Origin of the sequence: Streptomyces atratus, from assembly GCF_040655115.1 — a bacterium.
Classification (GTDB): Bacteria; Actinomycetota; Actinomycetes; order Streptomycetales; family Streptomycetaceae; genus Streptomyces; species Streptomyces atratus_D.
The window spans coordinates 14,269-40,276 of the sequence record NZ_JBFAJH010000032.1 but is presented as its reverse complement, the minus strand read 5'-3'; the positions used below and the strand labels follow the sequence as shown (position 1 = coordinate 40,276).

General features: G+C 69.0%; 18 protein-coding genes and 5 pseudogenes. 13 read left to right on the top strand and 10 right to left on the bottom strand.

The features are described from left to right. Nucleotides 1–76 precede the first annotated feature (76 nt). Nucleotides 77–1,183, top strand: a complete 1,107-nt coding sequence (locus tag AB0I23_RS27700; protein ID WP_359113229.1) for a calcium:proton antiporter — start codon at nucleotides 77–79, stop codon at nucleotides 1,181–1,183. Nucleotides 1,184–1,268: 85 nt separating this feature from the next. Here AB0I23_RS27700 and AB0I23_RS27695 read toward each other — a convergent pair. After that, nucleotides 1,269–2,327: pseudogene (locus tag AB0I23_RS27695) on the bottom strand (penicillin acylase family protein); the annotation flags it as partial. Between AB0I23_RS27695 and AB0I23_RS27690 the strand changes: the two are divergent. Then, nucleotides 2,293–2,421 (top strand): annotated as a pseudogene (locus tag AB0I23_RS27690) (transposase); the annotation flags it as partial. The pseudogenes AB0I23_RS27695 and AB0I23_RS27690 overlap by 35 nt on opposite strands. A gap of 83 nt (nucleotides 2,422–2,504) precedes the next feature. Here the strand turns inward: AB0I23_RS27690 and AB0I23_RS27685 are convergent. From AB0I23_RS27685 to AB0I23_RS27670, 4 genes are all read right to left on the bottom strand, one after another. Then, the gene (locus tag AB0I23_RS27685) at nucleotides 2,505–3,017 is read right to left on the bottom strand and encodes a hypothetical protein (protein WP_359113308.1); all 513 of its coding nucleotides are present in this window, start codon (nucleotides 3,015–3,017) and stop codon (nucleotides 2,505–2,507) included. Nucleotides 3,018–3,210: 193 nt separating this feature from the next. Next, on the bottom strand, nucleotides 3,211–9,477 hold the full coding sequence (locus AB0I23_RS27680) for a DNRLRE domain-containing protein (RefSeq protein WP_359113302.1): 6,267 nt from the start codon (nucleotides 9,475–9,477) through the stop codon (nucleotides 3,211–3,213). Between the two features lie 234 nt (nucleotides 9,478–9,711). Next, entirely contained in the window at nucleotides 9,712–10,365 is a 654-nt protein-coding gene (locus tag AB0I23_RS27675; protein WP_359113227.1) for a response regulator transcription factor, read from the bottom strand. Continuing rightward, nucleotides 10,362–11,318 (bottom strand): HAMP domain-containing sensor histidine kinase, encoded by a 957-nt coding sequence (locus tag AB0I23_RS27670; RefSeq protein ID WP_359113226.1) that lies wholly within the window; start codon nucleotides 11,316–11,318, stop codon nucleotides 10,362–10,364. The genes AB0I23_RS27675 and AB0I23_RS27670 overlap by 4 nt, the downstream gene beginning before the upstream one ends. A 549-nt stretch (nucleotides 11,319–11,867) precedes the next feature. Between AB0I23_RS27670 and AB0I23_RS27665 the strand changes: the two are divergent. Both AB0I23_RS27665 and AB0I23_RS27660 read left to right on the top strand, forming a co-directional pair. Beyond that, nucleotides 11,868–11,921: pseudogene (locus AB0I23_RS27665) on the top strand (hypothetical protein); the annotation flags it as partial. Nucleotides 11,922–12,101: 180 nt separating this feature from the next. Beyond that, nucleotides 12,102–12,371, top strand: coding sequence for a hypothetical protein (locus tag AB0I23_RS27660; RefSeq protein ID WP_359113306.1), 270 nt, complete (start codon nucleotides 12,102–12,104; stop codon nucleotides 12,369–12,371). Between the two features lie 15 nt (nucleotides 12,372–12,386). On the opposite strand, the pseudogene AB0I23_RS27655 reads toward AB0I23_RS27660, so the two are convergent. Beyond that, nucleotides 12,387–12,719 (bottom strand): annotated as a pseudogene (locus AB0I23_RS27655) (penicillin acylase family protein); the annotation flags it as partial. Nucleotides 12,720–12,870: 151 nt separating this feature from the next. Here AB0I23_RS27655 and AB0I23_RS27650 point away from each other — a divergent pair. Next, nucleotides 12,871–14,376: an acyl-CoA synthetase gene (locus AB0I23_RS27650; RefSeq protein ID WP_359113224.1), complete on the top strand. Its 1,506-nt coding sequence runs from the start codon at nucleotides 12,871–12,873 to the stop codon at nucleotides 14,374–14,376. A gap of 236 nt (nucleotides 14,377–14,612) precedes the next feature. Here AB0I23_RS27650 and paaK read toward each other — a convergent pair whose 3' ends face one another. Next, the gene (gene paaK, locus AB0I23_RS27645; protein WP_359113222.1) at nucleotides 14,613–15,902 is read right to left on the bottom strand and encodes a phenylacetate--CoA ligase PaaK; all 1,290 of its coding nucleotides are present in this window, start codon (nucleotides 15,900–15,902) and stop codon (nucleotides 14,613–14,615) included. Nucleotides 15,903–16,079: 177 nt separating this feature from the next. On the opposite strand from paaK, the pseudogene AB0I23_RS27640 reads away from it, so the two are divergent. Continuing rightward, nucleotides 16,080–16,504 (top strand): annotated as a pseudogene (locus AB0I23_RS27640) (alpha/beta fold hydrolase); the annotation flags it as partial. Nucleotides 16,505–16,538: 34 nt separating this feature from the next. On the opposite strand, the gene AB0I23_RS27635 reads toward AB0I23_RS27640, so the two are convergent. Next, nucleotides 16,539–18,167, bottom strand: coding sequence for an FAD-dependent oxidoreductase (locus AB0I23_RS27635; protein WP_359113221.1), 1,629 nt, complete (start codon nucleotides 18,165–18,167; stop codon nucleotides 16,539–16,541). A gap of 268 nt (nucleotides 18,168–18,435) precedes the next feature. Between AB0I23_RS27635 and AB0I23_RS27630 the strand changes: the two genes are divergently transcribed. The 7 genes from AB0I23_RS27630 to AB0I23_RS27600 all read left to right on the top strand — a co-directional run bounded on the left by AB0I23_RS27630 (nucleotide 18,436) and on the right by AB0I23_RS27600 (nucleotide 23,740). Then, entirely contained in the window at nucleotides 18,436–19,554 is a 1,119-nt protein-coding gene (locus AB0I23_RS27630; RefSeq protein WP_359113219.1) for a SchA/CurD-like domain-containing protein, read from the top strand. A 76-nt stretch (nucleotides 19,555–19,630) separates the two neighbouring features. Continuing rightward, on the top strand, nucleotides 19,631–20,065 hold the full coding sequence (locus AB0I23_RS27625; protein ID WP_359113217.1) for a cupin domain-containing protein: 435 nt from the start codon (nucleotides 19,631–19,633) through the stop codon (nucleotides 20,063–20,065). After that, a complete protein-coding gene (locus tag AB0I23_RS27620) occupies nucleotides 20,062–21,330 on the top strand; it encodes a beta-ketoacyl-[acyl-carrier-protein] synthase family protein (protein ID WP_359113215.1) in 1,269 nt (422 codons plus the stop codon). Before AB0I23_RS27625 ends, AB0I23_RS27620 begins: the two co-directional genes overlap by 4 nt. Further along, on the top strand, nucleotides 21,327–22,577 hold the full coding sequence (locus tag AB0I23_RS27615) for a ketosynthase chain-length factor (protein WP_359113213.1): 1,251 nt from the start codon (nucleotides 21,327–21,329) through the stop codon (nucleotides 22,575–22,577). The genes AB0I23_RS27620 and AB0I23_RS27615 overlap by 4 nt, the downstream gene beginning before the upstream one ends. A gap of 15 nt (nucleotides 22,578–22,592) precedes the next feature. Next, a complete protein-coding gene (locus AB0I23_RS27610; RefSeq protein WP_266989585.1) occupies nucleotides 22,593–22,850 on the top strand; it encodes an acyl carrier protein in 258 nt (85 codons plus the stop codon). A gap of 1 nt (nucleotide 22,851) precedes the next feature. Then, nucleotides 22,852–23,331, top strand: coding sequence for an SRPBCC family protein (locus tag AB0I23_RS27605; protein ID WP_359113211.1), 480 nt, complete (start codon nucleotides 22,852–22,854; stop codon nucleotides 23,329–23,331). A 76-nt stretch (nucleotides 23,332–23,407) separates the two neighbouring features. Continuing rightward, on the top strand, nucleotides 23,408–23,740 hold the full coding sequence (locus AB0I23_RS27600) for a TcmI family type II polyketide cyclase (protein WP_359113209.1): 333 nt from the start codon (nucleotides 23,408–23,410) through the stop codon (nucleotides 23,738–23,740). A gap of 69 nt (nucleotides 23,741–23,809) precedes the next feature. On the opposite strand, the gene AB0I23_RS27595 is transcribed toward AB0I23_RS27600, so the two are convergent. Both AB0I23_RS27595 and AB0I23_RS27590 read right to left on the bottom strand, forming a co-directional pair. Continuing rightward, complete coding sequence (locus tag AB0I23_RS27595) at nucleotides 23,810–24,868, bottom strand: methyltransferase (protein WP_359113207.1); 1,059 nt, start codon at nucleotides 24,866–24,868, stop codon at nucleotides 23,810–23,812. 33 nt (nucleotides 24,869–24,901) lie between these two features. Continuing rightward, a complete protein-coding gene (locus AB0I23_RS27590) occupies nucleotides 24,902–25,975 on the bottom strand; it encodes a right-handed parallel beta-helix repeat-containing protein (protein ID WP_436847009.1) in 1,074 nt (357 codons plus the stop codon). Nucleotides 25,976–26,008 lie beyond the last annotated feature (33 nt).

Genomic DNA, 26,008 nt, shown 5'->3' with positions numbered 1-26,008 from the left:
CCGAGTCGGCCCGGACCTGGTTGATCCGGACTGATCCGCCGAGCGCACCCCGGCCACCTCTGGCAGCGTGTGGCCCATGAAAACGAGCGAGACGGTCCGGTCCCTGGCTACCCAGTGGACCGTGGTCGTGCCGATCGTCGCGGCGGTGGCGCTGGTGTTCAGCTGGGGGCGGGAGCTGCCGGCCTTCGCCGTCGCCGTCGTCGCGCTCTGTCTCGCGGGCGCCGTGCTCGCCGCCGTCCACCATGCCGAGGTGATCGCCCACAGGGTCGGCGAACCGTTCGGCTCGCTCGTCCTGGCCGTCGCCGTGACCATCATCGAGGTGGCCCTGATCGTCACCCTGATGGTGGACGGCGGCCCCAAGACGTCCGCGCTCGCACGCGACACCGTCTTCGCCGCCGTGATGATCACCTGCAACGGCATCGTCGGACTGGTCCTGCTGGTGGGCGCGGTCCGTTCCCGCGTCGCCGTCTTCAACGCCGAAGGTTCCGGCGCCGCCCTCGCCACCGTCGCGACCCTCGCCACCCTCAGTCTGGTGCTGCCGACCTTCACCATCGGCAGACCGGGCCCCGAGTTCTCCACCGCTCAGCTCACCTTCGCCGCCGTCGCGTCCCTCTTCCTGTATGGGCTGTTCGTCGCCGTACAGACCGTCCGGCACCGCGAGTACTTCCTGCCGCTCAACCAGGACGGCCGGCTCAAGGAGGACGACCAGCACGCGGCGCTACCCGGCCGGGGCGCCACCGCGCTCAGCGTCGCCATGCTGCTGATCGCGCTCGTCGCCGTCGTCGGCGACGCCAAGTCCGTCTCGCCGACGATCGAGTCCGGCGTGGCTGCCGCCGGGCTGCCGCAGGCGGTGGTCGGTGTCGTCATCGCCCTGCTGGTGCTGCTGCCCGAGACCCTCGCCGCGGTCCGGGCCGCCCACCGCGAACGCGTGCAGACCAGCCTCAACCTCGCCCTCGGGTCGGCCATGGCCAGCATCGGGCTGACCATCCCGGCCATCGCCCTGGCCTCCATCTGGCTGCCCGGACCGCTTCATCTCGGCCTCGGCGCCACCCATATGGTGCTGCTTGCGCTGACCGTGGTGGTCGGCGCGCTGACCGTCGTACCGGGACGGGCCACGTTGCTGCAGGGGGGCGTCCACCTGGCGATCTTCGCAGCGTTCGTCGTCCTCGCGATCAGCCCCTGACCGCATGCGATGACCGGACTCTGACCGTCCGCGGCGACGGGCCCCTGACCGCCCGGAAACGGTCAGGGGGTGCCTCCGGAGCGTGCTACCGGTGCTCGCGCACCCGCACCACCCGCACCACCCGCACCACCCGCAGCGCCGGCGAGCGCGCGATGTCCTTCTCACAGAACCGGGAGGTCACCCAGCGCTCGCCGGAGTACAGCTCGGTCTGGTCGCTGTAGTGCGGTGAGTTCGGGTTCGAGGACTGGGAGTACGTGAGCAGGGTGCGGGCCACCGGGCACGAGGAGCCGTCCCAGCCGACCGCCTGGATGTAGCTGGAGCCGGCCGAGACCTCCGTGTACCCGCCGGCCGCGGCGTCCCACACCGGTTCGGTCTTGTTCCAGACGCCGAGGGACTCCGTGCCACCGCCGACCGGGATGTGTTTCCCGTTCCGTACGACCACCTGGTTCGCGCCCAGCGGCGCGTCCGGAGCGATCCCCGCCACCCGCAGTTCGGCCACCGCGTCGGCGAGCGCCGCGGTGTTCAGAGTGTGCGGGGTACCGACCGGGTCGGTGAGGGAGAAGGGCACCTTCCACAGCTCGGCCGCCGGCACCGCGGTGGCCCTGCGCCAGAACCGGTCGAAGAGCAGTGCCCCCCGGCTGCCGGTGTCGAACTTCCGGTCCCAGCGTGCAAGCACGTCGCACGCCGCCGACACATCGACCGCCCTGCCGTCGCTGCCGGCCGCGGTTCCGCCGGGCAGCGCCGCACAGGCGCGCGCCAGGTCGGCCGCTGCCCGGTCACCGGCAGGGGCGCGGTTCGCGTACTGCTGTTCCTGCAGGTCGCCGACTGTCAGCCGGCCCTTCGCCGCCATCGCCGACACATCCTCGATCGCGCCGCGGGTCCGCATCGAGCGGGGAGTGCCGATGGTGCCGAAGACCCGTTCGTAGCCGGTCAGCGGTGCGTCGGCGTTGGTCAGCCAGGCGCTGTTGTTGGAGTTCTCGACGTACGGAGCATCCTTGACGGTCGGCATCCGGCCCGGCCCGAAGATGCCCGGCGGCACCGCGTCCGGGTCCGAACCGAGCGCGCAGTCGCTCCTCGAACCGTCCAGCACCGCGAGCCCAAACTCGGCCCACCGTTCGAAGGCCGTCTGGGCCCGGCTCGCCAACCACAAGGACGAGATCGAGCTGCACTTCCTGCCCTCCTACTCACCCGGACTGAACCCTGACGAGCTGGTCAACGCCGACCTGAAACGCAGGCTGCCCACACCCACCTATCCAGTAACCAGGCCGAACTTGCCGCCGAGACCCGCTGAGCATGCCCGTCGATGCAGAGGGATTCCCGTCTACGGAAGAAAAGCCCAGACAAGAGCAGCGGCAAAAGGCACAATAAGGAGATCGAACCACCCGAAGCGGGCTTTCCGGGACGACGTGAACGCCGGGTCCCCTTTCTTTGATGTAAGAACCGCGTGCCGCAAATCTCGACGCGCCGCATTTGCTCTCTTTCCGTCAAAGATGGACCGTGTCATAGCCCAAGGTAGGACTACTCCAATTCCCTCAATCTTGAAGGCGCCGCCTCTACCCTCCCTGCCCAGCAGTCGGACGCTACCCAGACTCGCCCTATAGGTGAAGAACGGGTTGCAGACCGTGATGCACCCCTTCCCCCATTCGACGTACGGAGTCAGGCCAACGCGAATCAGTGTCCATGTAACTACGCCGGGCACCGCAAGGGCTAGGCACACGTCCCAGAAATTGCGGGGCGCTCCTGAATCGAAGAACAGGAAGTAGACGGCGACCGCCAACATGGCCAGGACCATTGCCAGCGAAGCGAAATATACGGCTCTGTTTCTGTAGCGCATGGCGCCTCCGAATGTGAGGACAGTCGCGCTGGGATTTTAATCCCGCAGTCACGATTGCGTTCAAAGTCAGCCATCAAGTGCATCTCGAGGCATACGGAACTGACCGTTGACGCAGCCCTTCCGCCCCAGAAGTCAACCAAAGTACACGGGGGTGCCGCGCGGACCGCACGGCACCCCCGTCAGCGGAATCTGCCTAGCAGTAGCGCATCTTCCAACTCATTCCACAGGTCAGCGTGCCTGTCCAGGAGTTGCCTGCGTAGTTCCACGCTGTGCGCCGGTAGGAGAAGCGCTTGGCGTGGCTGCTTCGGCCTGCGGCGTGGCGGCCTCCGCGTGAGAATCCGCGGCTGGACTTCCACCAGGAGCCCGCCGCGAATCGGCCTGCGCCGACGCCGACGGCGGTCCAGGCGGCCGACTTGGCCGTCGACTTCCAGTACTTCTTCGTACGCCATCTGCCCCCGCGGCCGTCCGCCACCGACGTGGCGGCGAAGACCGCGACACTGGCGACGGCGCAGGTGCCTGCGGAGGCAATGATGCAGGCTGCCGTTGCGCCGTATCCGGCGTAGGTGCGCCAGTTCTTGCGGACGTGGCGGGCTGCGCGCTTGAAGCCGCGCTTGACCTTCTTCCAGCTCCACCACTTGCCGTCGAGGTCGAAGCGGTTGAGCGGATCGGCGTTGACGTACTCGTAGGCGTTGGCACCGCCGCCGTAAACCGGGTCCATGGACAGGAAGCGGCCGGTAGCGGGGTTGTACAGGCGGACGCCCATGAGGGTGAGGCCGGTGAGGGTCTCGCTGGAACGCTGCTTCGCGCCGAGCCAGTTGTAACGGGTGGTCGCCTGGCCGGTGCGGGGGTTGCCGTACTCGTCACTGTCCAGGGCGACGGGAGCCTTGCTGGTGTCCAGCGGCAGTTGCAGGGCCACGTCCCCGTGGATGCTGCTGAGCTGCAGGATCGTGTCGCCGGTCTTGCTGGTGATGGCGCCAAGGTCGCCGGAGGCCGAGTCGACGTTACGGGTAAGTGCCCCGCTGGCGGTGTCCTCGACGATCCAGCGCGGGTTGTCACCGTCACTGTCGTAGTGGTTGAGCTTGGATCCGGTCTGGGTCCACGTGGTGCCGCTGCCGGTCTCGGTTTTCCAGGAGCGGAAGCGCAGTGCGGCGTCGAGCTGCCACGTCTGACGCTTGCCGTCCGCGGTCTGCTGGTAGGCAAGATCGTTGGCGTAGTAGCCGATCGTGCCGTTGCCGGGGACTGCGGTGGTGCGGCCGAATGCGTCGTAGGTGTAGCCGGTGTCGACGATGCGGTCGGCGCTGTCGTAGGTGTGACTGCTGGTGGTGCCTCCTGTAGTGGGGCAGTCGGCGCCCGGGGTGCCGGTCGCCGAGGTGAGGGATTTGCGGTTGGTGCGCTGGTCGAAGGCGTAGCTCCGGCGGGTGCACAGAGTTTCGGTCGTGTCCTCGACCGTGGTGAGACGGCCTGTGGCGTCGTAGCGGTAGGTCTCATCCGACCAGCTCGCGTGGGAGGCGACCTGGCCGTGGATGGACTCGGTCACGGTGTCGGAGTAGACGATCGTGCCGTCGCTGTCCCGGGTGTAGGTGCGGTCCGTGGCCGAGCCGGTGGTGTCCTCGTTCTGCCTGAGGGTGTAGCCGCCGGGCAGTCTCTCCGAGCTGACCGAGCCGTCGGCGTCGTAGGTGGCCTGGAAGCTGCCGGCTACGGAGTCAGTCGTCTTCGTCGCCATGCCGCGGGGCTCGATGGCGGTGTCGTAGGTGTACGTGGTGGTGGACGGTACCGAGTCGGAGACCTTGACCGGGCGGCCGAGCAGGTCGTACTCGGTCGTGGTGGTGCCGCCGTCGACGTCCGTGTAGGAGATCGGGCGGCCGAGCTTGTCGTACGCCCTGGTGATGGTGCCGCCGGTTGGCGAGCTGGTCTTGACAGTCTGCCCGGTGGCCGGGTCGTACTCGGTGGTCGATTCAGGGACGCTCTGTCCGACGCCGCCGCTGATGGCGACCTTCGTCTGACGTCCCGCGCTGTCGTAGGTGGTTGTGGTGGTGCGGGTGACGCCGTTGGCAGTCTCGATCACCTTGGCCGGGCTGCCCCACCAGTCGTACTCGGTGGTGGTGGTCGGCAGACCGGTCGGGTTGGAACCGCCTCCGGTGATCGCTCCGCCGGGAGAAATGGAGCAGACCAGGTCGGCCCACTCCGGGCGCCCCTGGCAGGTGCCCGTGCCGGTCGCGGACCAGTAGGTGGTGACTCGCGTGGCCGCGTCGGTGCCGTTCGCGCCGGGGAGGAGCTGTTTGATGGTGCGGCCCTGGCCGTCATACTCGGTCTTGGTGGCGATGGCCAGACCGCCGGGGTCCTGGATCGTCTGGGTCGGCAGCCCCTTGGCCCAGTCGTACACGGTCTGGGAGACGCGAGTCTCACCGTGCACCGTGGGGTGTTCGCGCACCTGAGCGCCGGTCGTGGTCCTTGTGACCTGGTCCTTGACCTTGGCGGTGCCGTCCGTGGGGCGGCCGGCATCGTACTCGTTGACCGTCCAGGTCCGAGCGGTGACCGACGTACCCGCAGGGACCAGGGTGGTGGTGCCCGACTTCAGGTCGGCCGTGAGATCGATGCGGCGCAGCGGGCCGTACTCCTCGAGCTCGCGGGTTCCGGCGTCGTTGTAGACGGAGCGGGTGGCCAGCAGGTCGGCGCGCTCTGCCGGGGTTAGCTGGCCGATGCCCAGGTCTGCTTGGGCGGCCTTGTCGTCGGCGGTGAGGCCGAGGGCCAGGGCCCGGTTGGCGGCCGACAGTTCATGGACAGTGTTGCCGAAGCGGTCGTACTCGGTGGTGGAGACGTGGCCGCCGGGAGTGACGGAGTTGCTCTCGCGGCCGGAGATGCCCAGATAGTGGACCTCGGCCCGCTTGTAGCTGGTGGCGGTGAGTGAGGTGCCGGAGTGCGATGTGGGTACGGCGTCGGCGGGGAAGACCGCTGTCGCGTCTGTGGGCGCGTCCAGCTGGCCCCATGCCGTCACATCGGCAGCGCCCATCTTGTACGGAGCGGTGGTGCCGGTGAGCGGCACGTCGTAGACGATGCTGGTGGCAGCGGTGCCCTCGACCGTGTCGGTGGTGCCCTGCTTCAGGCCCGGGCGGGATGCCTTGAGCAGCATGCCCTCGCCGGCGGTGTCCGCGCTGCCGGCCTTGCCGTAGGTGAAGGTCCACGGCAGTTCGCCGGGCGGGGTGAACGTCGTGACCCGGCCGGCGCCGTCGTAGGCGTACTCGGACTTCAGCGAGGGGCTGATCTGCGGGTTCCACGCCTGGCGCAGACGGCCGGAGCCGTCGTACAGGTACATCTGCACGGACTTGGAGGTTGCCGTAGCCGCGCCCGGCGCGGTGGACCACAGGCGGATTTCCTTCACCTGGCCGCTGTAGTCGCCGAAGGTGGTGTCGGTTGCGGTGGTGGAGGTGCCGTAGACGAACTCGACTGTCCGGCAGCCCTTGGTCGCCGGGTCTGCGGTACAGGTGGCCGTCGTCGCTGCGGACGTGGCGCCGATGATCCGCTTGGGTCTGGCCAGCTTCTTGCCGTCGACCGTGACCGTTTCGGAGACCACGGTCGTGGTGGAGTTGGACAGGCCGTCCAGCAGCGTGCTGGAAACCTGCCAGGTGGTGGTCGCCGGGTCGGGCTTGGTGAACTCGGTCACCGTGCCTTCGGTGTCGGTGAGCGTGAACGAGGTCGTCACGCTGCCCTTGAGGGTCAGGTCCTCGGAGCCGGGCTCTGCGATCCAGCCGGTCTTCGCGGCGTTCGCAGCGAAGTGGGTCTCCTCGCCTTCGGAGTCGACGACAGCCACGGCCGTGTCGGACACTTTCCTGATGTGGGAGAAATCGGAGTCGGTCATCTCGGCGACGGTGCCGGTGACCCATTCCTTGCCGAAAATTGGTGCCTGGCCCTCCTGCTTGGCGCCCTTGTCCGGAGTCCGCGACGAGATGGTACGAGACACCGACAGATCGAACGCCGACGCATCCGTAGCCGAAAGGGTGTAGTCACCCGTCAGCAAGTTCACCGAACCCGGGCCCACATCCTCGGCCGCAGCACCCGAAGCCGTCCGGTCCACCACGACAGCCAACGGCTCGGTGCTGCCTGAGGCAGAGTTCGGACCGGTGAAGTCGGCCTTGATCTGAACCGTGCCGTCCGGGTCGACCGTGCTCGTGGCGTTCCAGACCAGCGTGGCGTTCTTGCCACTGCTCATCGGCACCGGCCACGCAGACAGTGGCGTACCGCCGGATGTCACGTCACCTGCGGGGATCTTCACCCACGGATCGGCTTCCGAGCGCCGCCAGGAGAAGGAGACGGAGTTGTATGTGCCCGCGTCGGCTTCCGCTGCCAGCGGCAGCCGGCGTGCGGTGCGCTCGCCTTCGGAGGGCTGGATGAAACCGCCCGGCCCGGCGTGGAAGGTGTAGTCGATGGGCTCGGACTTGTTGTCGGCCTTGTCGACCTGCCGGACCTGGAGGGTGTGGGTGCCGTCCTTCGGCGGGGTGATGCTGATGGCCTTGGCGGCGGTGGAGCCGGCGGTGGCGACCTTGGTCCAGGTCACGCCGTCGAGTGACCACTCCAGCCAGTTGTGGTCGGTGCCGTTCGGGGTGACGGTGAAGGTGCCGGCCTGGCCCGCGCCCTTGATCCATGCGGTGGCCGGGTAGTCCGTCGAGGTGATACCCGTCGGCGCGATGGGCGAGGTGGTGTCGACCGTGAAGGTCTTCCACTCCGACCAGCCCGTGTTGTAGTGGGTGCCGTCATACGGACTGGTGCGGAACTTGTACGACTTGCCGTTGGCCAGCACCCCGGCCGGGACGGTCACGGAGGCGACCTGTCCGGATTTCACCCAGGGAGAGACGATGACGTTGCCGACCTGGGTGTTGGTGGCGGAGTCGAAGATCTGGAAGGTGCCGTTGACCTTGTCGCCGTTGGGGTCGACGAACGTGTCCCGCAGCGTCGGGGTGACGGTGTTGACGACGTAGGCGCCGCCGTAGGAGAAGAACGGCGGGCCGGCTTCCTGCTTGGTTCCGGTACGCGGCCGGTAGTTGTAGGTCACGACCAGTTTGGGTGGGTTGGAGGCCGCGTTGGCGGAGTTGACCCGCTTCCACTGCCCCGTGATGGCCTCGTCAGAGGCGCGCAGACCCATGTGCGACTTGGCCGCCTTGGCCGACGCCCATTCCTGCACCATCGTCGTCACATTGGCGTTGATCCAGCCGTCCGGCTGCGTGGTGCAGGAGGAATTGCCCCTCGTCTCCGAGGACGTGGCCTTCTTTGCGGTCCACGCCGGCTGGTTGGGCGCGGCCCAGCGCGAAGACGTGGACGGGGCGCCGGTGGACCACACCTCCCACGGCTGCAAGGGACACGAGGACCCGGTGTAGTTGCCGGAATGGAAGTTCCACAGCGACAGCTTCGCGTCCATCACCAGCGCGTCGGCGATCGGGGCGGTGTTCCAGGTGATGAAGGAACGTGCGGTGCGGTACGTGCCGTCGGCGTTCTTCGTGCCCGGGTTGCCCAGGTCCAGTTCGACGTCGTTGGACCAGTCGACCGTCTCACCCTGCTGGACGTAGGTGTCGAAGACGTTCGACAGGGACGAGGTGGACGGGTCCACCGTCACCGGGTACTTCGTCGCCGGATCGGCGAGGAATCCCGCGTCCGGGGTTATGCCGAGGTCGACGCCGCCCTTGGTCCTGACGACCTTCATGGCGACCTTGACCCGGCGCGTGTGCTCGCCGGAGACCGGGTCGACCGTCGCGTCCCACATGACCGGGGTGGGCATGACCGCGGTCTTCTTGGACTTCTTGTCGGTGAAAAGCACGCTGCCGTCGGCCTGCTGTTCGACCTTCAGCCCCTTGGTCCGCAGCGGCAGGGTGTAGGCGAAGCCGTCGGCGGGCTTCTCCTTGATCTCGACGAACTGCTCGAAGCCCGTACGGGTGGCCTCGACCACGACGTCGGCGCCGGGGACCGCGTTCCCGTAGGTGGCGCGGGTGCCGTCGAGCTGCGGTGCGGGCAGACCGCCCCGCCACTGGAGGGTGATCTGCTCGTCTCCCCGGCCGAGGGTGACCAGGTCGGTGGCCGGGGTGGACTGGGCCGCTTGCATGGATCGTGCGGGCGTGCCGGTTTTGCCGGCGAGGGTCAGGCCCTGCGGGTGGGCCTTGGCGGCTACCGAGCCGTCCTGCTGCGCGGCGAGCGCGACGTCGATGTCGCGCCAGTCATCCGTGGTCGGGTCCTGGAAGCGGACCGGTCCGGCTGACAGTTCGGTGGTCAGTGAGCCGTCCTTGTTGGCCCAGGTGGTCGACGTCTCGGTCCGCTCGGAAAGCGCCTCCACTCGCTGCCCGGACAGGCGGGCCGCCACGCGCGCCGAGGTGATGTCGGCCGCGGCGGTGACCGGCTGTGCGGCCGGCTTCTTTTGCGCCTGGGCGGCCGGGGCGGCGGCAGCGGCTTCCGCCCCGTTGATCATGGAGAGGGACATCAGCAGGGCGACGCCGACCGCGGTGCCGCGCAGACCTCTGGACCGGTCGAGTCTTGACCGTCCGCGACGCCCTGGCGGGAGCGCCGGTATGTGGCTTTTCACGTTTCCCCTTGTACGTGTATCAGTGCATGGTGGTACGGGATCCGGTGCATGGGGCACCGGACCGACGCCGGCCCATTGGAAGACAACGGTTGGGCCGGCGAGGTCTGGGAGGCGGCGGCACCCGACGCCGGGCTATGGCTCGATGAGGCCGGTCCTGATGGCGTAGCGGGTGAGCTCGACCCGGTCGCGCATGCCCAGTTTCTGCAGCAGGTTGGCGCGATGGCGGTCGACGGTCTTGACGCTGATCACCAGCAGTTCGGAGATCTCCCTCGATGTGCGGCCCTCGGCGACGAGTTTGAGGATCTCCTCCTCGCGCTCGGTGATCGGCTTCCTCGGCAGGCCCTCGCCGCGCCGGACCAGGTCCAGGTAGTGGCGGATCAGCGCGGTCTCCGTGCCCGGGTAGAGGAACGGCTCGTCGCGCATCGCCGCCCGGCAGGCGTCCACCAGGTCCCGGTCGGCCACCGACTTCAGGACGTATCCGCAGGCGCCCACCTTCAGCGCCTCGAAGAAGTACTGCTCGCTGTCGTGCATCGTCAGGAACAGGATCCTGAGTTCAGGCCGGGACTTCGCCAGGGCACGGGCGGCCTGGAGCCCGGTCATACGCGGCATCGTGACATCGAGGACGACGAGGTCGGCGTCCACGTCCCGGGCCAGCTCGATCACGTGGGCGCCGTCGTCGGCCTCGCCGACCACGGTCAGGTCCGGCTCCGACTCGAGGACGAGGCATACGCCCCGTCGTACGAGGGCGTGGTCGTCGGCCAGGAGGATGCGTACAGGGGTGTTCATATGGCTCCGCCCGTCGGTAGCGGGACTCGCAGCCGTACGGTGGTGCCGCCGGAACCGTGGGAGCCGAGGGTGAGCGTCGCGCCGAGGAGAAGGGCGCGTTCGCGCATGCCTTGCAGTCCTGCCCCCTCCGTTGCCCGGTGGAAGCCCTTGCCGTTGTCGCTGACCGTCAGTTCCACGGCCCGCGCACCGGCCGCACGCAGTTTGAGATCGATCCTGCTCGCCCCGGAGTGGCGGGCCGCGTTTGTCGTGGCTTCCTGGGCCACGCGGTACAGCACGAGCTCGGCCTCCGCTCCCAGCGCTGTCAGGGAGCCGTCCACCCGGTGGCTGACGGTGACGCCGGGCGCGGAGAATTCCGTCACGAGGGCCCTGAGGGCGCTGGGCAGGCCGAGGTCCTCGAGCACGCCCGGCCGCAGTCTGCGGGCGATGCGCCGCACTTCGTCCAGACTGCTCCGTACCGCCTCCTGCGCGGTGATGACTTCCTCGTGCAGGGCCCTCGGAACGCGGTCGGCGAGGCTCTTGAACTGCAGGATGACGGCGGTCAAGGTTTGGCCGACCTCGTCATGCAGCTCGCGGGCGACCCGTCGGCGCTCGGACTCCTGCGCCGACAGGGCCCTGCCGCTGCTCTCGGCGCGCTCGGTCTCCAGCCGGCTGAGCATGACGTTGAACGTCTCCGTCAGCTCCGCCAGTTCGCCGCCTCCCGTGACCCGGGTGCGCTGGCCGGGCTCCAACAGATTCGCATCCGCCATCGCTTTGGTCAGACGCTTCAGAGGAGCGAGGCCGATGCGAAACAGCAGCGCGTTGGCCACCAGCATCGCGATCAGGCCTCCGCCCAGCACAAGCGCCTCGTGCATGAGAACCGGGCTGGACACCGTGACCCACGGGCCTACGAGCAGCCCGGTTGCGAGCATGAGCACTGCGGCGTTCGACAGGAACATCCGCCAGAACAGCGACATGCCCCATCTCCCCCTTGCCCCGGTCGGTGCTTTCGGCACAGCGTCGACCTCCCCCGGACCGGGGAGCCGTTTTCGGAGCAAGTCTTGTCGACCGTGATCGACGATTCCATACATGCTGTCACCCATCTTTCGGTCCCGCGCCTACCGCTGACGTGGCCCTTCGCGTAGGCCGGGCGCAATGACGCTCGTGAGTGAAGAACCCGTCCGTATGATCGATCACCTGTGGTAGATCGTTGATCACGTGGGTAGCGTGGCGCGCGGGGCAGCTTTCCGATCAGGGACACGAGGGCGTCGACGATGTCGTTCCAGGACGAGTGGGCCGCGGAGAAGGCGGCCGTCGCCATGAGGCTGAACCAGGCCGACCGACAGCACGGGGGGTTCGACGCCGGCGAAGGGGTCGGCCGACTATGTGGTCGCGTAGGACGAGTTGGGGGACATCGGCCACGCCGCCCACAACCTCTTGAACGTTCTCAAAACGGGAGGCAAGCACGCGAACGCGGCCAGTGAGACCGCGGGTCCGAGCCGCAGTTCAAGGCGGACGCGGTCGCGCTGTACACCTCACGGCCAGGAGCGACGATCAGGCAGGTCGCCGCTGATCTGGGGATCAACCCGGAGGCCTTGCGGAACTGGGTAGACGACGCGGACGCCGGGCGGAGGTGTCGGCGGAGCCGCCCACGCCGCTGGAGGCGGAGAACGCCGCCTCGCGGAAGAAGGTCCGTGAGCTGGAGGAGGAATGCGAGATCCTACGGAAGGCGTCGAAGTATTTCGCCGGGAGACGCGCTGGTGAACCGCTGCCAGTTCGCCGCCGACCACCAGCGCCGCTTCGGCGTGAAGCGGCTGTGCACCACCGGTGCGGTCCTCATCGGCCGAGCCGCGCTGGACGCACTCCTACCCACCCGGCGCAGGTCCCGGACCAAAGCCCGCACCCGCAAGAACCCCACCAGCAAGTACGGGCCGAACGCCGGACAGCACCCCGCGACCACGCAGACCTACAGTTTCCATGCCGAGATCACGTTCCTCGAACACGGGCTCGCGACCCGCCGCCGAAGCTAAACGCAACGGCGTTGGATTGTTCGTCGCGGAGGACAGCGAACCGTCCGGAGTCGCGTCCGGACCGAAGCACCGCGACCGTTCGCCGCGCAGCGTCACGAAGCTGTCGGCGAGCGTGCACACCTGGTCGGCGGCCTGCGCCCAGCCGTTCCCGAACCCGAGATCCGCGTAGTCCTTCGCCACGATGTGCGGGATGCCGTACTCGGTGTAGCGGATCACGGCGGACAGCCCGCCGCCCGACGGATGCCGGGTGTGCGAGGCGTCGAGCACGGCCGGAGGCAGGGACCCCGACACGGTGAACAGTGCGAGACCGGACACCGTGAGAAGTCCCAGACGGTTACGGAGGGGCAAGGGTCCTCCCAACTGTGCGGGTGAGAAAGGCGGTTGCTCGGATGCCCCGAGACACCACGCGCAACTCAGCCAGCACGTCCGTGGCCCTGTCAACGACTCGGCAGGTAACAGAACCCTTGACCGCCCGGTCCCGGCCGCCCAGGATCACGCCATGACAGGTGTACGCAGCTCCACAGTCGACGGCGTCGTGACCCGCAGCGCACGGCGCACCCCCGAGCGCACCGCCGTGCGGTACGCCGACCGGTCCTGGACCTACCGGACGCTGGACACGGCAGTCAGTACCGCGGCGGCCGTCCTCCTCTCCGACCACGGCCTGCACCCCGGTGACCGGGTCGCCTCCTACGCGCACAACTCCGACGCGTACCTGATCGCGTACCTCGCCTGCGCCCGCGCCGGGCTGGTCCATGTGCCGGTCAACCGGAACCTCACCGGCGACGACCTGACGTACATACTGCGGCAGTCGGGCAGCGCCCTCGTCCTCACCGACCCGGCACTCACCGACCGCATCCCGGCCGGATTCGCCGTACGGGTGCTGCGCGACGCACCGGATTCCCTGCTCGGCGCGCTCGCCACCCCGCGCCCCTTCACCCCCGAGCGCGAACCCGCCGTCGGTGACCTCGTGCAACTGCTGTACACCTCGGGCACCACCGCGCTCCCCAAGGGCGCGATGATGACGCACGGCGCCCTCGTCCACGAGTACGTCAGCGCGATCACCGCCCTCGACCTGCGCCCGACCGACCGGCCCGTCCACTCGCTACCGCTCTACCACTCCGCGCAGATGCATGTGTTTTTGCTGCCCTACCTCGCGGTCGGGGCGGAGAACACCATCCTCGACGCGCCCGAAGCGGGCCGGATCTTCGACCTCGTCGAGGCCGGGCAGGCTGACAGCCTGTTCGCCCCGCCCACCGTCTGGATCGGGCTCGCCAACCACCCGGAGTTCGCCTTCCGCGAGCTCGGTGGGCTGCGCAAGGCGTACTACGGCGCGTCGATCATGCCGGTCCCGGTGCTGGAACGGCTTCGTGAGCGGTTGCCCGCGCTGGCCTTCTACAACTGCTTCGGACAGAGCGAGATCGGCCCGCTCGCCACCGTCCTCGGGCCGGAGGAGCACGAAGGCCGGATGGACTCCTGCGGCCGTCCGGTGCTCTTCGTCGAGGCACGGGTCGTCGACGACCACGGCAAGGAGGTCCCCGACGGCACGGCGGGCGAAGTCGTCTACCGGTCACCGCAGCTGTGCGAGGGCTACTGGAACAAGCCGGAGGAGACCGCCGAGGCGTTCCGCGACGGCTGGTTCCACTCCGGCGACCTCGCTGTCCGCGACCCGGAAGGCTTCTTCACGGTCGTCGACCGGGTGAAGGACGTCATCAACTCCGGCGGAGTCCTGGTCGCCTCCCGCCAGGTCGAGGACGCCCTCTACACCCATCCCGCCGTCGCCGAGACAGCCGTCGTGGGGCTGCCCGACGAACGCTGGATCGAGGCCGTCACCGCGGTCGTCGTGCTGCGCGAGGACGCCACCGAGCAGCAGCTTCTCGACCATGTACGGGAACGGCTCGCCCATTTCAAGGCCCCGAAGAAGGTCCTCTTCGTGGACGAGCTCCCCCGCAACGCGAGCGGAAAGATCCTCAAGCGTGAGCTCAGGGACCGGTTCGCGCAGCCGTAACTCCGGGGCCCTTTCGGAAGAAGGGTCGTCCTCGGCGACTGCGCCGCAGCTGACGTCGACGGCGGACCCCCCTCGGGGCGGCGGTCCGAGCGGACGCCAGGAACACCGCGGTGTCCGCCACGTCGACGAGGGACGGTGACCGGACCGGCAGGGCGCCGGGCGCGCCGGGCGACTCGACTCGACGGCCCGGCGTCCCGGGAACACGCGACAGGAGCGGGCGCCGCCGTTCCGGCGTCTCAGCGCTCGCCGCGGTCGTCCACGATCCGCTTGAACTTGCCGACCGACCGCTCCAGCGTCTCGGGATCGACGATCTCGACCCCGACCGACACCCCGATGCCGTCCTTGACCGCCCCCGCGATCGACCGCGCAGCGGCTGCCCGCTGGTCCGGTGACGACTCCGCCCGCGCCTCCGCCCGTACCGTCAGCGCGTCGAGACGGCCCTCGCGGGTCAGCCGCAGCTGGAAGTGTGGTGCCACCCCTGGCGTACGCAGCACGATTTCCTCGATCTGGGTCGGGAAGAGATTCACCCCGCGCAGGATCACCAGATCGTCGCTCCGCCCGGTGACCTTCTCCATCCGACGGAAGGCCCGGGCCGTGCCGGGCAGCAGCCGGGTCAGATCCCGGGTCCGGTACCGGATCACCGGCATGGCTTCCTTGGTCAGCGACGTGAAGGCCAGCTCACCCTTCTCGCCCTCCGGCAGCACCTCGCCGGTGAACGGGTCGACGACCTCCGGATAGAAGTGGTCCTCCCAGATGTGCAGCCCGTCCTTGGTCTCCACGCACTCCTGGGCGACCCCTGGGCCCATCACCTCCGACAGGCCGTAGATGTCGACCGCGTCGATCGCGAACCGCTCCTCGATCTCCCGACGCATCTCCTGTGTCCACGGCTCGGCGCCGAAGATGCCTACCTTGAGCGAGGTGGTGCGCGGATCGACGCCCTGACGCTCGAACTCGTCGAGCAGTGTCAGCATGTACGAGGGCGTGATCATGATGATGTCGGGCCGGAAGTCCTGGATCAGCTGCACCTGGCGCGACGTCATGCCGCCGGATGCCGGGATGACCGTACAGCCGAGCCGTTCCGCCCCGTAGTGCGCGCCGAGACCGCCGGTGAACAGGCCGTATCCGTAAGCCACATGGACCTTCTGCCCGGGACGGCCGCCCGCGGCCCGGATCGAGCGGGCGACCACGTCCGCCCAGGTGTCCAGGTCCCGCTGCGTGTAGCCTACGACCGTGGGGCGACCCGTCGTCCCACTGGACGCGTGGATACGCCGCACCTGGTCCTCCGGCACGGCGAACATGCCGAACGGGTAGTTGTCCCGCAGATCCGCCTTCGTCGTGAACGGGAATCGGCCCAGGTCGGCAAGCGAACGGCAGTCGTCCGGGCGCAGCCCCGCCTTGTCGAATGCCGCCCGGTAGAAGCCGACATGGTCGTACGCGTGCTGCAGTGTGGCGCGCAGCCGCTCCAGCTGCAACGCCTGCAGCTCCGGGCGGCCGAGTCGCTCCGCCGCGTCCAGCAGAGCAGTCATCCGTGATCTCCCTCTCCCCGAGCGGACGACCGACCATTCGGTCGAACGTTACGGGAGCAGTAATTCAGGAGGTTCCCCGGCCTGGCAAGAGGGGAGACGCATTTCGTCCGTCGCCCCTCCCGGATCCTCCGGTTACGCGCGGACCGGTGAAGTTGCCTCGTGGCGGACCACGGCTGCGATCTGTCCGGCGCGACCGTCGTCGGGCACTCGGCGGGCGGCGTCGCCGCGTTCCTGCTCGCCGGACAGGAACCAGCGCTGATCGGCAGGCTCGTCATCGAGGAGGCCCCGCCGCTCTTCCCGCTCGCCGACCCGCCGCGCCCGCCCGTCGCCCCGACACGGAACTCGACTTCGACCGGCCGGTCGTCCCGTCGATCGATGCCCAGCTGAACGACCCCGACCCTGCGGCCCGTGAGCGGCTCGGCGAGATCACCGCCCCGACACTCATCATCGGCGGGGAGCCCGACAGCCATCTCGCGCAGGACCGACTCGTCTGGATGGCCCGGCAGATCCCCGACTGCCGGCTGGTCACCATCGACGCCGGACATCGCGTCCACACCGCCCGGCCGGCAGAATTCCTTGCGGCGCTGTGGTCGTTCGGCATGGACCGGGACATCGGCGAAACGTTGGCCGGTGGCGTCAGTCCCGGCGGAGCAGGGAGGACAGCACCTCGTGCAACGTCGTCTCCGGGTCGCTGACGGAACCTTCCGACCGCCAGGCCACGAAGCCGTCGGGGCGCACCAGCACCGCGCCCTCGGCGCTCGTGCCGTGCGCCTGCGCCCAGTCCACCCCGTTCTCCGGCTCCAGGTCGGAGCCGGCGCCGATGCCGAACGCGTCGACCCGCACCGAAAGCCGGTCGGCCACGCGCGCGGCCGCCCGGCGCCACGCCACATCCGCGCCGTCGCTCAGCAACACGAACGACCGCTCGTACAGGTCCAGCGTCGACCTGCGCTCACCCGCCTGATGGACCCACAGATGCGGCGCCCGGGAGCCCGGTTCGCCGTTCAGCCGGAGCCCTTGCGGTACCACCGGCTGTTCGGCGTCGGCACCCACCACGGCGCCGCGGACATAGCGGTAGCCCAGCGCCACCGGCAGCAGGCCGCCCTGCTTCCCGCCGCCCGCACCGGGAGGCGGGGCATATCCGGGGTGGCTGTGCTCCGCGGAACGGGACGAGGCCCGCTCGCTCGTCGCCCGCGCCACGGGCAGCCGCTCCGCCCCGTACGTGTCCAGCAGCCCCGGACCGGCCTCGCCGCGCAGCACGGCGGCGAGCTTCCAGGCGAGGTTGTGCGCGTCCTGGATACCGGTGTTGGAGCCGAACGCCCCGGTCGGCGACATCTCATGGGCGGAGTCCCCGGCGAGGAAGACCCTGCCTCGGCTGTAGCGTTCGGCGACCCGCTCCGCGGCATGCCACGGGGCCTTCCCGGTGATCTCCACGTCGATGTCCGGTGCACCGGTCGCCCGGCGGATGTGTTCCGCGCACCGCTCGTCCGTGAAGTCCTCCAGCGTCTCGCCCCGCTCGGGCTGCCACGGCGCGTGGAACACCCACTCCTTCTCGTTGTCCACCGGCAGCAGAGCACCGTCCGCCGCGGGGTTGGTCAGGTAGCACACGATGAAACGCCGGTCGCCCAGCACGTCGGCGAGCTTCCGCGACCGGAAGGTGATGCTCACGTTGTGGAACAGGTCGCCGGGTCCCGACTGACCGATCCGCAGCTGCTCCCGGATGGGGCTGCGCGGACCGTCGGCCGCGATGAGGTAGTCCGCACGGACGCTGATGTGCTCACCGGTCTCCCGGTTCTTCAACGCGGCTTCCACCCCTGAGTCATCCGGGTCGAACGTCATCATTTCGGTGGAGAACCGGATGTCGCCGCCCTGCTCGCGGGCCTGTGCCAGCAGCACCGGCTCCAGATCGTTCTGGCTGCACAGGCACCAGCCGCTCGGGCTGAACCGCGCCAGTCCGCCGCCCGGGTCGATCTCCTTGAACAGCCACTCCTGGTCGTCGCCGGTCAGCGAACCCGCCTGCAGAATCCCGTGATTGTCCGCGAGCACCGCAGCGGCCTCCCGGATCCGCTGTTCGGCTCCCGCCGTGCGGAACACCTCCATGGTCCGTACGTTGTTGCCGCGACCGCGCGGGTGTGTGGAGGTGGCCGCGTGCTTCTCGACCAGAAGATGCTCGATGCCGAGGCGGCCGAGGAAAAGTGATGCGGACAGACCCACCAGGGAGCCGCCCACGATGAGGACGGGTACACGGAGATCGACGTTCTCGTTCATCAGTTGCTCCAGCTCCGACGCCGTACAGATGCCTTGACCATGCCCGTACGGGAGCCGTTCGGACGGCTCCCGGACGGCCGCTCACCTGAACGGTTCACAAATCTCGCGTCGGCCGGACCAGCGTTTCACGATCGGTCACGGGGACGCAGCCCGCGGCGCGGGGGCGGACGTCACGCATCCGCCGGGAGATTCCCCGCTCCGATTCCATTCGACAACCGACGGCAGGCCATCCACGTGGACGCCACGCCGTCTCGAAGGAGAACGACACATGACCACCCTTTCGGAACGGATCTCGCAGTCCGCCTTCGACGGCTCCAGGCTACGGGTCGTTCTGCTGCTGGATCTGCACGACGGAGCCCAGAACCAATTCCTTGAGGCGTACGAGCATCTGCGCAATCAGGTGGCGTCCGTACCCGGGCACATCAGCGACCAGCTGTGCCAGTCGATCGAGAACCCCTCGCAGTGGCTCATCACCAGCGAGTGGGAGAGCGCACCGCCCTTCCTCGCCTGGGTCAACAGCGAGGAGCACGTCGAGACGGTCCAGCCCCTGCACAGCTGCGTACGCGACACCCGGTCACTGCGCTTCTCCGTCCTGCGGGAGACCGGGACCGCGTTCGAGAGCACCCCCGAGGCCGCCAAGGGCCACCTGCAGTCTGCCCCCCGGCTGGGCGACGGTGTGGTCCGCCACGCCCTCACTTTCACCGTGAAGCCCGGCAGCGAGGACGTCGTCGCGAAGATCCTCGCCGACTACGACTCCCCGAAGGCCCGGGTCGACGAGCACACCCGGTTGCGCCGCACCTCGCTCTTCATGCACGGAAACCGGGTCGTCCGGGCCGTGGAGGTCGAGGGGGACCTCCTCGCGGCGCTGCGCCACGTGTCCCGTCAGCCCGAGGTCAGGGCCGTCGAGGAGGCCATCAACCCGTACCTGGAGCAGGACCGGGACCTCAGCGACTCGAACTCCGCTCGGGTGTTCTTCACGCGGGCGGCGCTGCCCACGGTCCACCACGTGACCGCCGGTCGGCACAACGCCGCGGACATCCGCCGGCACGCGCTGTTCTACCAGGCCAAGGAAGGCTGTGGAATGGCTCTCGCGCGGCTGCTCGCCGGAAACGACGAGGAGGCGGCAGAGGACCGGACCAGTCCGATCGACAGCAGCACCATCTTCCAGCGCGACGACATCGTCGTGCGGCTCCTCGAAATTGTCGGTCCGCTCGACGCGCAGCCCGCCCAGGCGCTGGGCATCGACGACCCCGCCAAGGTGACCAGGCTCGGACGACTCCTCGACGTCGGCGTCAACGCCGCGCCGACCAATGACCAGGAGATCTCGCGCTTCCTCAAGAAGTCCGAGATGACCCTGATCACCGATCGGCGGGCCGCGGATTCCTGAGCCGCGCGTCAGCACCCTGGGGGGTTCTCGCTCAACCCGTCAACACCACGCGCACTGCGCCAGGAGGAAAGCAGTCATGACCACGCATCGGCCACGCATCGTGGACCTCAGTGAGACCCAGCCCAACCGCAGGCGCGGAGGTGACCTGCGCGCCCTGCTCACGCCGACTGCGGTGGGTGCCACCAGCGGCTTCATGGGGCTGGCCATCGTGCAGCCCGGCGACCGCATCGGCGAGCACTACCACCCGTACTCGGAGGAGTTCGTGTACGTCGTGAACGGTCTCCTGGAGGTGGACCTGGACGGTGAACCGCACGCCATGCGGCCCGACCAGGGCCTGCTGATCCCTCCGCATGTACGTCACCGGTTCCGCAACGTGGGCGACGTGGAAGCGCGCATGGTCTTCCACCTCGGTCCGCTCGCCCCGCGCCCGGAACTCGGTCACGTCGACACCGAGCACACCGAGACCGTCGACCGGGCCGCGCCGCCAGAACGAACCGAGGCTGCTTCATGACCCGGCGCGTGGCGGTCACCGGAGTCGGGGTCGTCGCCCCGGGCGGAATCGGCGCGCCGGCCTTCTGGGACCTCCTCGCCAACGGACGCACCGCGACGCGCGGCATCACCCTGTTCGACCCGGTGGGATTCCGCTCCCGGATCGCCGCCGAGTGCGACTTCGACCCCGCGGCCCACGGCTTCGGCGAGGACGAGATCGCCCGCTCGGACCGGTACGTCCAGTTCGCGCTCGTCGCCGCCAGGGAAGCCCTCGGCGACGCGGGGCTCGACCCGGAGAAGGTGGACCCCTGGCGCATCGGGGTGTCCCTCGGCACCGCCGTCGGCGGTACCACCCGGCTGGAGCACGACTACGTTGCCGTCAGTGGCGGCGGCGCCCGCTGGGATGTCGACCACCGCCCGGCCGGCCGCCATCTGGAGCGGGCCTTCTCACCCAGCGCCCTCGCCTCGGCGGTCGCCGAACAGGTCGGCGCGCACGGTCCGGTGCAGACCGTCTCGACGGGCTGCACCTCCGGCCTCGACGCGATCGGGTACGCCTTTCACTCCATCGAGGAGGGCCGGGTCGACGTCTGCATCGCCGGGGCGTCGGACTCGCCGATCACCCCGATCACGGTGGCCTGCTTCGACGCGATCAAGGCGACGTCCGCGAACAACGATGACCCGGAGCACGCCTCCCGACCGTTCGACGCCCGCCGGGACGGCTTCGTCATGGGCGAGGGCGGAGCCGTACTCGTCCTGGAGGAGCTGGAACACGCCCGCGCCCGCGGCGCCACCGTGTATTGCGAGATCGCAGGCTACGCCACCTTCGGCAACGCCTATCACATGACCGGGCTGACCCCCGAGGGACTGGAGATGGCCGAAGCCATCAACAGGGCCCTCGGACATGCCCGGATAGACAGCTCACAGATCGACTACGTCAACGCGCACGGATCCGGAACCAAGCAGAACGACCGCCACGAGACGGCCGCTGTGAAGCGGGCCCTGGGCGCGCACGCCTACGACGTGCCCATGAGCTCGATCAAGTCCATGGTCGGTCACTCGCTCGGCGCCATCGGCGCCATTGAGATCGCCGCCTGCGTGCTGGCCCTGGTCAACCAGACAGTGCCGCCGACGGCGAACTACGAAGCCCCGGACCCGGAGTGCGACCTCGACTACGTGCCGCGTACCGCGCGGCCCCAGAAGCTGCGCAGCGTCCTGTCGGTCGGCAGCGGATTCGGTGGATTCCAGTCCGCCGTGGCCCTGACCAGAACAGGTGGGAGGACACCATGAGCACCCGAAAGGCCCGGCGCACCGTCGTCACCGGCATCGGTGTCGTTGCCCCCAACGGCACGACCACGGAGTCGTTCTGGAAGAGGACGCAGGAAGGGGTGAGCGTTCTCGACCGCGTCACCCGTGAGGGCTGCGAGCACCTGCCGCTGCGGGTCGCGGGCGAGATCAGGGGCTTCGACCCCGTGGATCTGATCGAGGAACGTTACCTCGTGCAGACCGACCGGTTCACGCACTTCGCGATGGCCGCAGCGGATCTCGCCCTCGACGACGCCCGGTTCGGCCGGGCCGACTACGAGGGCGACCCGTTCGCCGTGGGAGTGGTGACCGCCGCCGGCTCCGGCGGCGGCGAGTTCGGCCAGCGCGAACTGCAACGGCTGTGGGGACAGGGGTCCAAGTACGTCGGCCCCTACCAGTCCATCGCCTGGTTCTATGCGGCCAGCACCGGCCAGATCTCGATCCGGGGCGGATTCAAGGGGCCGTGCGCCGTCGTGGCCAGCGACGAAGCGGGCGGCCTGGACGCTTTGGCGCATGCCGCCCGGTCCATCCGCGGCGGCGCCGACGCAGTGGTCGTCGGTGCCGCCGAGGCGCCACTGGCCCCGTACTCGGTCGTCTGCCAGCTCGGGTACGAGGACCTCAGCGTCTGCGACGACCCCGCCCGGGCCTACCGCCCCTTCACCTCGGAAGCGTGCGGCTTCGTACCCGCCGAGGGCGGCGCCATGCTCGTGGTCGAGGAGGAGGCCGCGGCGAACCGCCGCGGGGCCCGGGTCAGGGCCGAACTGGCAGGCCACTCGGCGACGTTCACCGGGGCGTCCCGGTGGAAGGAGTCCCGGGAGGGGCTCGCCCGGGCGATCAGCGGTGCCCTGCGGGAGGCCCGCTGTGCGCCGGAGGAGATCGACGTGGTCTTCGCCGATGCCTTCGGCGTGCCCATCGCCGACCGTGCCGAGGCACTGGCCATCGCCGACGCGCTCGGTGTCCACGGCAAGCGGGTACCCGTGACGGCGCCCAAGACCGGCATCGGCCGTGCCTACTGCGGAGCGCCGGTGCTGGACGCCGCGACCGCCGTACTGGCCATGGAGAACGGCCTCATACCTCCCACCCCGAACGTCGTCGAGGTGTGCCACGAACTCGATGTCGTCACCGGCCGGGCGCGCCCCGCCGAACTCAGGACGGCGCTCGTGCTGAGCCGTGGCCTCATGGGTTCGAACGCGGCCATCGTGCTGCGACGCCCCACCGCTACCCACGTGTGACAAGGAGAAGCCCTCATGAACGATCCACTGACCTACCAGGAGCTGGCCGCACTGATGAAGAAGGGCGCGGGAGTGAGCGTCGACCCGCAGGAGATGGAGAGCCGGCCCGCGTCCGGTTTCGACGAGTACGGCCTGGACTCGCTCGGCCTCCTCGGCATCGTGGGCGTGCTGGAGAACCGGCACGGCAGGCCGCTCCCGGCCGACGCCGACCGGTGCAAGACGCCCCGTGAATTCCTCGACCTCGTCAACCACACCCTCATGACAGGAGCCTGAAGTGTCCGGACACACCGAGAACGAGATCACCATCGCCGCCCCCCTCGACCTGGTCTGGGACGTGACGAACGATCTGGAGAACTGGCCGCGGCTGTTCAGTGAGTACGCGGCCGTCGAGGTCATCGAACGGGAGGGCGAGAGGACGACGTTCCGCCTGACCATGCACCCCGACGAGAACGGCAAGGTGTGGAGCTGGGTCTCCGAGCGCACCACCGACCGCGCCGGACGCAAGGTCGTCGCGCGCCGTGTCGAGCCGGGTCCGTTCCAGCACATGAACATCCGCTGGGAGTACTCGGAGGTCCCCGGCGGCACGAAGCTGCGCTGGGCGCAGGACTTCGCGATGCGGCCCGACGCACCCGTCGACGACGCGTGGATGACCGACAACATCAACCGGAACTCGCGCGTCCAGATGGAGCTCATCCGGGACAAGATCGAGCAGCGCGACCGCGAGCGCCGTACCGCCCCGGTCAGCGCCCGCTGATCCCCGGCCCGTCCGCGTCCGGCCACCCCGCCACCCCGGCGGGGTACCGGCCGGATATCAGAAAGGCACCCTGCCCATGCACCACGCTCTGATCGTCGCCCGGATGGCGCCGGAGTCGGCGCCGGACATCGCTGCACTGTTCGCCGCCTCCGACAGCAGCGAACTGCCGCACCTCGTCGGGGTCAACCGGCGCAAGCTGTTCCAGTTCGGCGACGTCTATCTGCATCTGATCGAATCCGACCGCCCACCGGGCCCGCAGATCGCCAAGGTGCACCAGCACCCGGAGTTCCAGGACCTCAGCGAGAAGCTCACCGCGTTCATCAGTCCGTACGACCCGCAGACCTGGCGTGGTCCGAAGGACGCGATGGCCCATGAGTTCTACCGGTGGGAGCGCGACTCCAGCACCTGAGAGACGAAGGATCGCCCCGGGGCCGGCCGAAGAGCCGGGCCCGGGGCGATTCCGTTGTGGCGAAACGGTTCAGCTGGGCACGATGCACTCGAACGCGTGCAGATATCCGTTGACCGGACTGATGTCGTCGACGATCAGCCCCGCTTCCTCCATCCGCCCGATCAGGCTTTCCTTGGTGTGCTTCGCGCCGCCGACGTTGAGGAGCAGCAGCAGGTCCATGGCGGTGGTGAACCGCATCGACGGGGTGTCGTCGACCAGGTTCTCGATGATCACGACCCGGGCACCCGGGCGGGCCGCCGCCATGACGTTGCGCAGGGTCCTGCGCGTGCTCTCGTCGTCCCATTCCAGGATGTTCTTGATGACGTAGAGATCCGCCTCGACCGGGATCGCCTCGCGGCAGTCCCCGGCGACGATGCTCGTCCGTCCGGCGAGCGTCCCGCCGTCCCGCAGCCGGGCATCGGCGCGCGCGACCACACCCGGCAGATCCATCAGCGTGCCGTGGACCCTCGGGTGCTTCTCCAGCAGGCTGGCGAGCACGTGCCCCTGACCGCCGCCGATGTCCGCGACCTCGGACACCCCGGCGAGGTCGAGGAGTTCGGCGACATCCAGCGCGGACTGCATGCTGGAGGTGGTCATGGCGCGGTTGAAGATGTGCGCCGACTCGTGCGCGTCCTGGTGGAGGTAGTCGAAGAACCCTTTCCCGTACACGTCGGGGAAGACGCTCGTGCCGGAGCGTACCGCGTCGTCCAGCCGTGGCCAGACCTCCCAGGTCCAGGGCTCGGTGCACCACAGGGAGATGTACCGCAAGCTGTTCGGGTCGTCCTCGCGCAGCAGCCGGGACATGTCGGTGTGGACGAAGCCTCCGTCCGCGGTCTCGGCGAAGATTCCGTAGCAGGACAGGGCGCGCAGCAGCCGGCGCAGTGGCTCCGGCTCGACTTTCACCTCCGCCGCCAGCTCGGCCGCGGTGGCCGGCGTCTCGCCGAGCGCGTCGGCGATGCCCAGCCGGGCTGCCGCGCGCACAGCCGCGGCGCAGGCCGCGCCGAAGACGATCTCGCGCAGCCGCATTCCCGGTTGCGGGGTGTGCAGGGGAGTGGTGGGGATGGGGTTGGTGGTGCTCACGGTGGTCATACCGTCTCGCTTCTTCTCGTGCGGGGGTCGCGGTCAGCACATGCCGGTCGGTGCGGACGTCGCGCATGTGTTGCCGACGAAGGTGTTGTTCCGTCCGGCTTCCTGGTTGGCCAGGTCCGCGGGCCGGTTGCCCAGCACCACATTGCGGCTGATGGTGTTGCCGCTGTTGTGGGCGCCCACGAAGCTCTTGAACAGCACGAGGCCGCCGGAGAGCGGAGTGGCGCCCACGTTGTTCCGGATCGTGTTGTCGTGCACCTTGGTGTCCACGGTGCCGGTGAGGACGATTCCGGAGCCCTGGATGGCGGGCAGCCGGGGGGTCGCCGCGCAGAACTTGTTGTTGCCGGTGATCCGGTTGTTGTGGATGGTCATCGCCCCGGCCTGTGGCTTGCCCTCGTCGCCGACGACGAACACGCCGCTGCAATTGCTCGTGAAGGTGTTGTCCTGGACGGTGAGGTTGCGGACGCGGCGGGCGGTGACGCCGATCCGGTTGTTCGTCAGCGTGTTGCCACGGAGCTGCGTTCCATGGGTATCGGTGGCTCCGCCTTCCTCGGCCACGGTGTTCGCGACGAAGATGCCGGCGTCGCCGTTGCCGCGGGCGGTGTTGCTCCGCAGCTCGGAGCGGGTCGACCTCTCCTGGGCGATACCCCAGACGCCGTTCGTCTCGGAGGTCACCTGCCGGATCTTCAGACCGTTGGTCCAGGACGCCCAGATGCCGTTCTTCTTGAAACCGGAGACGGTGAGGGAGCGGATGCTCACACCGTCGACGGCGTGGGCGGACGTGCCGAGCACGCAGATACCGTTGCCGGCTTTCGCGCAGGCGTTGCCGGCCTTGGTCCCGGTCGCGCCCGGCTTGATGACGGTCCGGGCCGCGGTGCCGCGCAGGGTCAGACCCTGCTTCTTGATCAGGACACTCTCGTGGTAGGTGCCGGGCTCGATGACGATGGTGTCACCCGTCCGGGCGGCGTCCACGGCGGCCTGGATCGACTGGCCCGGATGGACCGTGCGCACGGCCGGGGTGGCGGCGGAGACGGACGGTTCGGCGCAGGCCACCGCGGTGGCCGAGACGACTGCCATGCATACGAGGCTGGTGATGTGTCGTTTCCTCATGAGCCGAAGCTATGGGCGATCGCCGCCCATTGC